This is a genomic window from Bacillus sp. bc15, from assembly GCF_900142585.1.
Taxonomy (GTDB): Bacteria; Bacillota; Bacilli; order Bacillales; family Bacillaceae_G; genus Bacillus_A; species Bacillus_A cereus.
In genome coordinates this window covers 1-10663 of the sequence record NZ_FRBJ01000026.1, presented here as the reverse complement: position 1 = coordinate 10663, position 10663 = coordinate 1, and the positions used below count along the sequence as shown (strand labels likewise).

The window sequence follows — 10663 nt, the reverse complement described above, 5'->3', positions numbered from 1 at the left end:
TATGATGAAAGTTCGTAACTTAGGACGTAAATCCTTAGAAGAAGTTAAACATAAACTTGAGGAATTAGGTTTAGGTTTACGTAAAGACGACTGAGGATTTAAACCCATGAACAAAGGAGGGAACTACGAATGGCATACAGAAAATTAGGCCGTACAAGTGCGCAACGTAAAGCTATGTTACGTGACTTAGCTACTGATTTAATTATCAACGAGCGCATCCAAACGACAGAAACTCGTGCAAAAGAACTTCGTTCTGTAGTGGAAAAAATGATCACTTTAGGTAAACGCGGAGATCTTCATGCTCGTCGTCAAGCAGCAGCTTTCATTCGCAATGAAGTAGCTAACGCTGAGACTGGTCAAGATGCACTTCAAAAATTATTCGCTGATGTAGCTCCACGCTATGCTGAGCGCCAAGGCGGATACACTCGTATTGCAAAAATTGGTCCACGTCGCGGAGACGCAGCACCAATGGTAATTATCGAGTTAGTATAATGATAATTAAAAGGGCAGGACAGTTCTTTTCAAGAAACTGGTCATGGCCCTTTTTTTTAAATATAAAAATAGGCGAGCTTGGCGAAGGAAAGGGTGCCTTCTATTGAAAAAAGAGAAACTTCGGATAGGAAATATATCATTTCAATATCCTGGGGCAGCCACGTATGCATTAAAAGATGTTTCATTTTCCTTATATGAGGGAGAATGGGTATCTATTATTGGACAAAACGGTTCAGGAAAGTCTACACTTGCAAAATTATTGAATGGTTTGTTTTTGCCGGAAGCAGGGACTATTACAGTAAATGATTCAATGGTTTTATCAGAGGAAACGGTATGGGATGTTCGAAAACAAATTGGAATGGTATTTCAAAATCCAGATAATCAATTTGTTGGAACAACAGTGCAAGATGATGTTGTATTTGGCTTAGAGAATATCGGAATGCCCAGAGAACAAATGATTGAAAGATTAGAACAGGCCTTACGACTTGTCCGTATGGAAGATTTTCTTAATGATGAGCCTCATTCCTTATCTGGTGGGCAAAAGCAGCGAGTGGCAATAGCAGGCGTTTTAGCACTTCAGCCATCTATTTTAATATTAGATGAAGCAACGTCAATGTTAGATCCTCAAGGAAGACGTGAAGTAGTAGAAACGGTTAGACAACTTGTTAATCAAAAAGGTATTACTGTACTATCAATTACACACGATTTAGAAGAAGCGGCACAGTCAGATCGTGTCATTATTTTAAATAAGGGAGAAATATTAGAGGAAGGGACTCCAGAAAAAATTTTCAAATCCTCTCATATGCTCCAAGAAATTGGCTTAGATGTACCGTTTTCGGTGAAAATAGCAGAATTATTAAAAAGAAATGAAATTCTTTTGCAAAATACGCATCTTACAATGGAAAGCTTGGTGAACGAACTTTGGAGATTACATTCCAAAAAGTAGAACATCGTTATCAATATAAAACTCCATTTGAAAGACGCGCACTTTATGATGTAGACGTGTCGTTTCCAAGTGGGGGCTATTATGCCATTATCGGTCATACTGGTTCAGGTAAGTCGACGATGATTCAACATTTAAATGGTTTATTGCAGCCGACAAATGGTACAGTTCAAATTGGTGAACATTTGATTTCGGCAGGAAAGAAAGAAAAAAAGCTAAAGCCACTACGTAAAAAAGTAGGGGTTGTCTTTCAATTCCCAGAACATCAGTTGTTCGAAGAGACTGTGGAGAAAGATATTTGTTTCGGCCCTACTAATTTTGGGGTATCTGTAGAAGAAGCGAAGCAAAAGGCAAGAGAGGCAATTGAACTTGTAGGGTTAGAGCCAGAACTGTTAACACGTTCACCGTTTGAGTTAAGTGGCGGGCAAATGAGGCGTGTTGCGATAGCGGGTGTATTGGCAATGGAACCTGAAGTGCTTGTATTAGATGAACCTACAGCAGGTCTAGATCCAAAAGGGCAGAACGAACTTATGCAGATGTTTTATAAGTTGCATAAGGAGAAGGGGCTTACAGTTATCCTTGTAACGCATAATATGGAGGATGCCGCTCAGTATGCGGAGCAGATTGTAGTTATGCATAAAGGAACGGTCTTTTTGCAAGGAAGTGCAGAGGAAGTATTTTCACATGCTGATGAACTAGAGAAAATTGGTGTGGATCTTCCTATGTCATTAAAGTATAAACGTGCAATTGAAGAGAAGTTTGGTATTTCAATTCCAAAGGCTACCTTATCTTTAGAGGATCTTACTCATGAAGTTGTGCAGGTGTTACGAAAAGGTGGTCATGAATCATGCAGCAGTTGATTATTGGGAGATATATCCCAGGGAATTCACTTATTCATCAACTTGATCCACGTACGAAGCTGCTGATTGTCTTTTTATATGTATTTGTTGTTTTCTTAGCAAATAATGCGATTTCATATGGATTTTTATTTTTATATGCACTCATTGCTTTATTTTTTGCAAAAGTGCCGATTCGTTATGTACTTTCGGGCTTAAAACCAATTTTATGGATTTTTCTTTTTACATTTTTCCTGCATATTTTTACAAATAAAGAGGGGGATGTACTACTCCAGCTTGGTTGGTTTTCGATACATGAAAAAGGATTAGAGCAAGGGATATACATTTCTGTACGATTCTTCGTTATTATTTTAATGACGACATTATTAACGTTAACGACGACACCTATTGAAATTACAGATGGTTTGGAGACGTTATTAAAGCCGTTGAAGCGTATAAAGGTTCCTGTTCATGAAATCGCATTAATGATGTCAATTTCTCTTCGTTTTATTCCGACATTAATGGATGAAACGAGTAAAATAATGAAAGCACAAGCATCACGTGGTATTGATTTCGCTGGGGGACCGATAAAAGATAGAATGAAAGCTATTATCTCACTGCTTGTTCCTCTGTTTATCAGTGCTTTTAAGCGTGCAGAGGACTTAGCTATTGCGATGGAAGCTCGTGGATATCAAAGTGGTGAAGGACGTACTAAATTTAGGCAACTACGCTGGAAAACAAGCGATACAGTAACGATTGTAAGCTTATTTTGTTTAGCTTGTATTTTGGCATGGGTGCGATCGTAATGGAGAATAGAGAAATGGATAGAATAAAATGTACGGTTGCATATGATGGCATGCATTTTTGTGGTTATCAAATTCAGCCGAAGCATCGTACTGTTCAACAGGAGATAGAAAAAGCATTACAGAAATTGCATAAGGGAGAACTTGTTCGTGTTCAGGCATCTGGTAGAACAGATTCTACGGTTCATGCAAAAGGACAAGTCATACACTTTGATACTCCTTTGTCTCTTGAAGAGTGGCAATGGAGTAACGCTTTAAATACAATGTTGCCAGATGATATTGTTATTAGGCAAGTAGAGAAAAAAACAGAAGAATTTCATGCACGTTACGGTGTTGAGAAAAAAGAATATCGTTATCGTGTATTATTATCAAAGACTGCGGATGTATTCCGTAGAAATTACGTATATCAATATCCATATCCGCTCGAAATCAAAAAAATAAGAAAAGCAATTCCGTATTTTATTGGAACGCATGATTTCACTTCTTTTTGTTCGGCAAAAACTGACAAAAAAGATAAAGTGCGAACAATTTATGAAATCGAGTTAATTGAGCAAGACGATGAATTAATTTTTCGTTTTGTAGGTAATGGATTTTTATATAATATGGTCAGAATTATTGTTGGTACGTTACTTAACGTAGGGCAAGGAAAGCTTGATCCTGATAGCATTCCAGAGATTTTAGCGAAACAAAATCGTCAGTTTGCTGGAAAGATGGCTCCAGGTCATGGGCTTTACCTATGGGAGGTAAACTATAACAACTAATCCTGGTGTAACATTTGCTTGACATTAGAAACTCAAAAGTATATCATAACATATGGTATTGTTTCTAAAACCACGATTAGCCCCGGAAGGAAATCGTGTTTAAGATAAACAATAGATTTTTTCTATGGAAAAGATAACGAGGAGGGAAACACATGCGTACGACTTTTATGGCAAAAGCTAACGAAGTTGAGCGTAAATGGTATGTGGTTGATGCTGAAGGTCAAACTTTAGGTCGCCTATCTACTGAAGTAGCATCCATTTTACGTGGTAAAAACAAACCTACATTTACACCACACGTTGACACGGGTGATCATGTAATTATTATTAACGCTGAGAAAATTCATTTAACAGGTAATAAATTAAACGATAAAATTTACTACCGTCACACTAACCACCCAGGTGGACTTAAGCAAAGAACAGCTCTTGAAATGCGTACAAACTACCCTGTACAAATGTTAGAGCTTGCAATTAAAGGCATGCTTCCAAAAGGACGCTTAGGCCGTCAAGTTTCTAAGAAACTTAACGTGTATGCTGGAGCAGAGCATCCACACCAAGCACAAAAACCAGAAGTTTACGAACTTCGCGGATAATTAATTAAAGGAGGGCTTACTTTGGCACAGGTTCAATACTATGGCACTGGACGTCGTAAGAGTTCAGTAGCGCGCGTACGCCTAGTTCCAGGCGAAGGACGCGTTATCATTAACGGTCGTGATTTTGAAAACTATATCCCATTTGCTGCATTACGTGAAGTAGTGAAACAACCTCTAGTTGCAACAGAAACTTTAGGTAACTACGATGTACTTGTAAACGTAAATGGTGGTGGATACACTGGTCAAGCTGGTGCTATTCGTCACGGTATTTCTCGCGCTTTATTAAAAGCTGATCCAGAATACCGTCTAACACTAAAACGTGCAGGTCTATTAACTCGTGACGCACGTATGAAAGAGCGTAAAAAATACGGTCTTAAAGGCGCACGTCGTGCACCTCAGTTCTCAAAACGTTAATTTTTGCGAACTACAAACCCCAACCATTTTGGTTGGGGTTTTTTTATGTTTCATTCCTCTTTTGTAATTTTTATAGCTTGGAATATTTTAGTGCTACCACCGCGCGTATGCTTCTTCTTTAGAAGTTTAGACTAATACGTATTAGGGAGGTTTATAAGTACTATGAATGTCATTGTCAGCTTACAAGAAAAACAAAAAGAAAAGCAGTTAAAATACGAGCGGAAGATGTTGCGGGAATTATCATTAAAAACATTACGTTCAAATATTCGTGATGCCTTTCAAATGCAAGAGCTTCATCGTCAGTATGAAGATTACTGTATTGAATTAGGGATAGAATCTTATTTATTAGGAGCGAGATATAGTAAATTTGGTTATTATGGTGAATCGTTTTTTGATGTGAAATATAGAGCTTTAGAAGAAGAACAACAATTAACTGAAACGCTATTTCAATTTTTAACGAGTATGACTATGCGAGAAATAAAGTTGAAAGATGAGGAATTACTTTTTGAATCTTGTCAGCAGTTTATAGGATTGTGGTGGCAAGAAGGGTATGAAAAAGGTGAAAGAAGATATCGATTAAAGCTTCATTAAGACAAGCATAAACTTTCCTCTTGTCCCATATAAGTAATTAGAGGGACTAGCTGGAGGAGGAAAGGTATGAAGAGAATTCGAATTATCTCTTTTGCACTCGCTGCGGTTGTATTGTTTTTTTTAGTCAAACAAGAATTTCAAATTACAAAATCGTGGCGAGCTTGGAATTTACCCTTATCAGGGAAAGTAATTGTATTAGATGCTGGTCATGGTGGACCAGATGGAGGGGCTGTTGGAGGAAAGGATATTATAGAAAAGGATATTACGCTTGAAATTACAAAAAAGGTACAAGACTATTTACAAGAACAAGGTGCACTAGTTATTTTAACGCGTGAGGGAGATTATGATTTAGCTAACAAAGATACAAAGTCATATAGTAGACGTAAAGCAGAGGATTTAAAAAAACGTGTAGAAATCATCAATAAACCTGATGTAGACTTTTTTGCAAGTATTCATTTAAATGCTTTAACTAGTAGTGGATCGAAAGGCGCACAAACGTTCTATTACCGCTCTTCAATTGAAAATGAACGTGCTGCAAAATTTATACAGGCTGAATTGAGAACAAGTTTAGAGAACACGAATCGTTCTGCTAAGACAATTTCGCATGTGTATTTATTAAAGTATTCTAAAACACCAGGTGCTTTAATTGAAGCCGGCTTTTTATCGAATGTGAACGAAAGGTATATGTTAAATTCGGAGAAATATCAGCAAAAGGTAGCGGCTGCAATATACCGGGGTATATTACGCTATTTCACGGAAAAAGGAAATCCTCCAGAATAAGGAGGATTTTTTTGAGTTTCTCTCGTTAACGAAGTTTTCGGAAAATATGTTATACTGGAAATGTAAACGCATTTATTTCAAGAATAAGCAGAGATAAATTCAATTAACATTACGTTATTTTTCATACAGGGGGCTGGGCTAATTATGGTAACGAAAGAACAAGTGGTTGAAGCGTTAGAAGGGATTGTAGATCCGTTTTTACATAAAACATTAAAAGAAACAAGTGCAATTAAAGAGGTAACAGTCAAGCCTGAGAAGGAACATGTGAGTGTCAAAATTGCAATCGTAAAAACTGGTACAGCGGAACAAATGCAGTTGCAGTCTGGAATTGTAAAGTTATTAAAAGAACTTGGAGCAGCAACAGTTGGACTTCGTTTTGCAGAATTTACAGAAGAGGAATTAGCTCAGTTTGCACCAGAACAAGAAGCAGAGCAAAGTGAATCTTTATTGTCACCAAATTCAAAAACGACATTCTTAGCAGTAGCGAGTGGAAAAGGTGGCGTGGGAAAATCAACCGTTTCCGTTAACCTTGCAGTTGCTTTAGCTCGTTTAGGAAAAAAAGTTGGTATTATTGATGCGGACATTTACGGTTTTAGTGTGCCAGACATGATGGGGATAGAAAAACGTCCCATCGTAAGAGGTGATAAGATAATTCCGGTGGAACGTTTAGGTGTAAAGGTAATCTCAATGGGCTTCTTTGTAGAGGATAATGCACCAGTTATTTGGAGAGGACCTATGCTTGGGAAAATGTTAAACCACTTCTTCACAGAAGTAGAATGGGGCGATTTAGATTATTTAGTATTAGATTTGCCACCAGGCACAGGTGATATTGCGTTAGATGTGCACTCAATGTTGCCATCTTGCAAAGAGATTATTGTAACGACGCCGCATCCAACAGCTGCGTTTGTAGCAGCGCGTGCTGGAGCGATGGCATTACGCACTGAACATAGTATTCTCGGTGTTGTTGAGAACATGGCATATTTTGAAAGTAAGGTAACTGGTGAGAAAGAATATGTATTTGGAAGAGGTGGGGGAGATAAGTTAGCTACCGAACTACAAACAAATGTTCTTGGGCGTATTCCACTGCAACAACCCGATTGGAATAAAGAAGACTTTGCTCCTTCGGTATATGAAGATACACATACAACCGGCATTATTTATAGTAAAATAGCTGAAACAGTAATTGATAAAACAGCTGTTACACAAAAATAAAGCGAAACTTTAATCAGTGGGGCTCATCTGTTACTGGCAACAACTAGTAAACCTTTCGCTTAACTAGAGGGCCATTTTGTCTGTTAATAGCAAGATAAAGTAATAACGAGTGGACAATTTATACATTGTCCACTCGTTATTATAGTTATTATTTTTACTGTTCTTCCTTCTTCTCGCCTTGAGAACCGCCGTCACCGCCTGCTTCTTTCTTATCAGATCCACCTTTTTCAGCCTTTTGTACACCTTTACTAATGATATCAATCATCTTGGCTTGGAAGAGTGGACTTTCAGTAGTTTCTGTTAGTACTTGTTGTAGATATTGACGGTATTCTTTACTCTTCATTGTTTGTAACATCATTTTTTCTACTTCAGGATTTTTCATAATTTCTATAACGCCTGCTTGGTATTCAGGGTCTTTTAATAAGGTTTTCATTAATTGGGTTTGTTCTTTCCCCATACTTTTAGCAAACTTTGATGAGAACTCAGGATCTTTAAAGAGCTTTTCCCAGAATTGTTGCCCTTTATCGGATACCATGGCATCTTCAATCGTTTTCTTTACTACTGTTTCATCTAGTATGAGTGCTTGTTTCATTTTTTCATCAGTTAATACATCTTGAATAGCTTTCTTACCTTGATCTGTTTTTAAAATATCAACAATCATTTTCTTTGTTTGATCGTAATCTAGTTCGGATTTCGTTTCTTTTCCTTGTGCGCATGCTACAAGTGCGATAAGTAGAAAAGAAGAAACGAAAATGAATAGTATCCGTTTCATAAGTTGGAACTCCTTTCAGCACAGTTCTCTCTTTTTAATATAAATATCTTTAAGGAATTTATACATGAACATGGCTAGCTTTTTGAAATTGTCATTGATACAATTTAATTAGAAATATAAGGATAATGGGGGATGTGTTGTGAATAGCCGCAAGTGGGTACGACTATTTTTAACGACGTTGTTTCTTGGTGGGATTAGCACAGTTATTATTGGTTTTGTTTTGGAGTGGGACAGGTACAATGAATTTTTTCAAAATTTCGACGTTAAGGAGATTTTAGCGGTATCTTTCTGGTTGATGGGTGTAGGATTTATTTTTAGCGTTATAAGTCAAATGGGATTCTTTGCATATTTAACAATCCATCGTTTTGGACTAGGGATGTTTCGCTCATCGTCTTTATGGAATGCAGTCCAGCTCTTTTTTATTGCATTCGTATTATTTGATTTTGTGTATTTAAGATCTGTACTTATTGCAAATGGGGAAATCTCATTGGGGAATAACATACTTGTTGCTGGAATTTTATTTGTGTTTGGAGCAATTGTTGCTTATGTAAAAAGTAAAGAAACAAATAAAAAAGCATTTGTGCCAGCTCTGTTCTTTATGGTTGTTGTAACGATTCTTGAATGGGTACCGGCGCTTCGGATTAATGATACAGATTGGTTATATTTAATGGTTATACCGCTATTGTTATGTAATGCATATCAATTACTTGTATTACATCGTTTAATCGGAAAAACGAGTAAATCTGCTTAATAGAGAGAGGTTTTATATATCAGCAGTTATATTACTGGAAATGGTGTGATTAAAAAAGCTCTACCACCTTTTTGAAAGGTAGTAGAGCTTTTTATACGTGAAGAGTAGTAGGGACGAAGCTATTTCACATCTTCACTTTTCGTACTTGTGTTGGAAATAAGTTGTGATACGGATATTTGCTCATATCCATCACTTTTTAATTTTTGCAGGAGCAGCGGTAAAGCTCTATTTGTTTGAAGGGCAGAATCGGATGCGTGTAATAAGACAATATCTCCACCTTTCAAATTATTAGAGACGGTGGAAACGATGTGATTTACACCTGGGTTTTTCCAATCGTTGGAATTATTACTCCAATGCACGACGGTGTATCCAAGTGATTCTGCAATTTTAAGGGTTACCTTGTTAAATTCGCCACTAGGTGGACGTAACAGCTTGACTTGTTTTACCCCAAGTTTTGTAAAAACATCTTGTGCTCGTAAAAGGTCTCGTCTTATTTCGTTCGTCTCTAGAGAAGTATAGGATGTGTAATTGTAACCCATACTACCAATTTCGTGTCCATCTTTCATGATGCGCTCTACAATATCGGGGTGTCTTTCGGCCCATGCAGCAGAAAGGAAGAAGGTTGCATTCTTAATTTGTCTTTCTTTAAGAGTATCAAGGATTGGAATTGCTTTTTTGTCTCCCCAACTAATATCAAACGTAAATGCAACTTGCTTTTTAGCGGTATCTCCTTTGTAAATTACTTTAGGACCTGTAGCAGTTGAAAAAGCAGATTCATGTGAATATGTTTTTAAAAAGAGTAGCCATGCTGTAAATAAGGAAAGTATCACTATTAAGCTAATGTGTTTAAAAGTTCTCTTACTCGTAATAAAAAAGAAAAACATAATATTACGCCCCTTTGTCCAATCCTTTTCAGTTACATATATGCTGTAAATATAAAAAAGAGAACAAAGGATTAATATCGTAAGTAGTGGATATAATGAATGATAGGATTGTAATAAGTGAAAATGAGCGAAACGTTTATTGTTACGTAAGGAATTATTGAGGTGATCATTTGCTTGGGCTGATGTTGACAAAAGAAGAGAGAAAAGAGATGGAATACATATTAAAGAGAGAGTTAGAGGAACTTTTATTTGATTTTGAAGATGAGCGTATTCATGAAGTTGTAAAAAAGGCGATGGAAGAAAGATATAAAATCATTTTTTGTTTATTTCGGAGAGTTGCTAACGCAGAGGAATGTATTCGTTATGTAAGAAAAAGAACTTTTTATTAAAAAGTGTTGACGTTAATAGTTTGTATATGGTAAATTAATAAACGTCGCTGATGCGGAAACGCAGAAAACGACAAAAAAGAAATTGAAAAACTTAGTTGACATTGAAAAATGAAGATGTTAACATAAGGAAGTCGCAAATGAGCGACCAAGTAGTTCTTTGAAAACTGAACGAAACAAACAACGTGAAACGTCAATTTTTATTTTTAGATGCTAGACAAACTAACTTTATTGGAGAGTTTGATCCTGGCTCAGGATGAACGCTGGCGGCGTGCCTAATACATGCAAGTCGAGCGAATGGATTGAGAGCTTGCTCTCAAGAAGTTAGCGGCGGACGGGTGAGTAACACGTGGGTAACCTGCCCATAAGACTGGGATAACTCCGGGAAACCGGGGCTAATACCGGATAACATTTTGAACCGCATGGTTCGAAATTGAAAGGCGGCTTC

15 protein-coding genes and 1 rRNA gene are annotated in these 10663 nt (G+C 37.0%); 14 read left to right on the top strand and 2 right to left on the bottom strand.

Annotation, left to right across the window (positions count from 1 at the left end):
• The 11 genes from BUA87_RS29535 to BUA87_RS29485 form a co-directional block, all read left to right on the top strand.
• On the top strand, window positions 1–94 hold a 94-nt coding region (locus BUA87_RS29535), incomplete at its 5' end, for a DNA-directed RNA polymerase subunit alpha C-terminal domain-containing protein (protein ID WP_155891012.1).
• Window positions 95–129: 35 nt separating this feature from the next.
• Entirely contained in the window at window positions 130–492 is a 363-nt protein-coding gene (gene rplQ, locus BUA87_RS29530) for a 50S ribosomal protein L17 (protein WP_000331490.1), read from the top strand.
• A gap of 103 nt (window positions 493–595) precedes the next feature.
• On the top strand, window positions 596–1438 hold the full coding sequence (locus BUA87_RS29525) for an energy-coupling factor ABC transporter ATP-binding protein (protein ID WP_000711763.1): 843 nt from the start codon (window positions 596–598) through the stop codon (window positions 1436–1438).
• Window positions 1414–2295 (top strand): energy-coupling factor ABC transporter ATP-binding protein, encoded by an 882-nt coding sequence (locus BUA87_RS29520; protein ID WP_000406539.1) that lies wholly within the window; start codon window positions 1414–1416, stop codon window positions 2293–2295. Before BUA87_RS29525 ends, BUA87_RS29520 begins: the two co-directional genes overlap by 25 nt.
• Window positions 2283–3077 carry an energy-coupling factor transporter transmembrane component T family protein gene (locus BUA87_RS29515; RefSeq protein ID WP_001186530.1) on the top strand — a complete coding sequence of 265 codons (795 nt, stop codon included), beginning with the start codon at window positions 2283–2285 and terminating at the stop codon, window positions 3075–3077. The genes BUA87_RS29520 and BUA87_RS29515 overlap by 13 nt, the downstream gene beginning before the upstream one ends.
• A 14-nt stretch (window positions 3078–3091) precedes the next feature.
• Window positions 3092–3835, top strand: a complete 744-nt coding sequence (gene truA, locus BUA87_RS29510; RefSeq protein ID WP_002094238.1) for a tRNA pseudouridine(38-40) synthase TruA — start codon at window positions 3092–3094, stop codon at window positions 3833–3835.
• Window positions 3836–3987: 152 nt separating this feature from the next.
• A complete protein-coding gene (gene rplM, locus BUA87_RS29505; protein WP_001260795.1) occupies window positions 3988–4425 on the top strand; it encodes a 50S ribosomal protein L13 in 438 nt (145 codons plus the stop codon).
• Window positions 4426–4446: 21 nt separating this feature from the next.
• Window positions 4447–4839, top strand: a complete 393-nt coding sequence (gene rpsI / locus BUA87_RS29500; RefSeq protein ID WP_000079986.1) for a 30S ribosomal protein S9 — start codon at window positions 4447–4449, stop codon at window positions 4837–4839.
• Window positions 4840–5001: 162 nt separating this feature from the next.
• Window positions 5002–5430: a DUF2521 family protein gene (locus BUA87_RS29495; protein WP_001101005.1), complete on the top strand. Its 429-nt coding sequence runs from the start codon at window positions 5002–5004 to the stop codon at window positions 5428–5430.
• Between the two features lie 66 nt (window positions 5431–5496).
• A complete protein-coding gene (gene cwlD / locus BUA87_RS29490; protein ID WP_000822439.1) occupies window positions 5497–6210 on the top strand; it encodes an N-acetylmuramoyl-L-alanine amidase CwlD in 714 nt (237 codons plus the stop codon).
• Window positions 6211–6354: 144 nt separating this feature from the next.
• Entirely contained in the window at window positions 6355–7422 is a 1068-nt protein-coding gene (locus BUA87_RS29485; RefSeq protein WP_000256623.1) for an Mrp/NBP35 family ATP-binding protein, read from the top strand.
• Window positions 7423–7576: 154 nt separating this feature from the next.
• On the opposite strand, the gene gerD is transcribed toward BUA87_RS29485, so the two are convergent.
• On the bottom strand, window positions 7577–8194 hold the full coding sequence (gene gerD / locus BUA87_RS29480) for a spore germination lipoprotein GerD (RefSeq protein WP_000821602.1): 618 nt from the start codon (window positions 8192–8194) through the stop codon (window positions 7577–7579).
• A gap of 139 nt (window positions 8195–8333) precedes the next feature.
• Between gerD and kbaA the strand changes: the two genes are divergently transcribed.
• Window positions 8334–8945 (top strand): KinB signaling pathway activation protein KbaA, encoded by a 612-nt coding sequence (kbaA, locus tag BUA87_RS29475; protein WP_001088531.1) that lies wholly within the window; start codon window positions 8334–8336, stop codon window positions 8943–8945.
• A 119-nt stretch (window positions 8946–9064) separates the two neighbouring features.
• On the opposite strand, the gene pdaB is transcribed toward kbaA, so the two are convergent.
• On the bottom strand, window positions 9065–9829 hold the full coding sequence (pdaB, locus tag BUA87_RS29470; RefSeq protein ID WP_000464718.1) for a polysaccharide deacetylase family sporulation protein PdaB: 765 nt from the start codon (window positions 9827–9829) through the stop codon (window positions 9065–9067).
• Between the two features lie 170 nt (window positions 9830–9999).
• Between pdaB and BUA87_RS29465 the strand changes: the two genes are divergently transcribed.
• Together BUA87_RS29465 and BUA87_RS29460 are read left to right on the top strand one after the other, a co-directional pair.
• A complete protein-coding gene (locus BUA87_RS29465; protein ID WP_000901145.1) occupies window positions 10000–10218 on the top strand; it encodes a hypothetical protein in 219 nt (72 codons plus the stop codon).
• 225 nt (window positions 10219–10443) lie between these two features.
• Window positions 10444–10663: ribosomal RNA gene (locus BUA87_RS29460) — 16S ribosomal RNA — on the top strand; the annotation flags it as partial.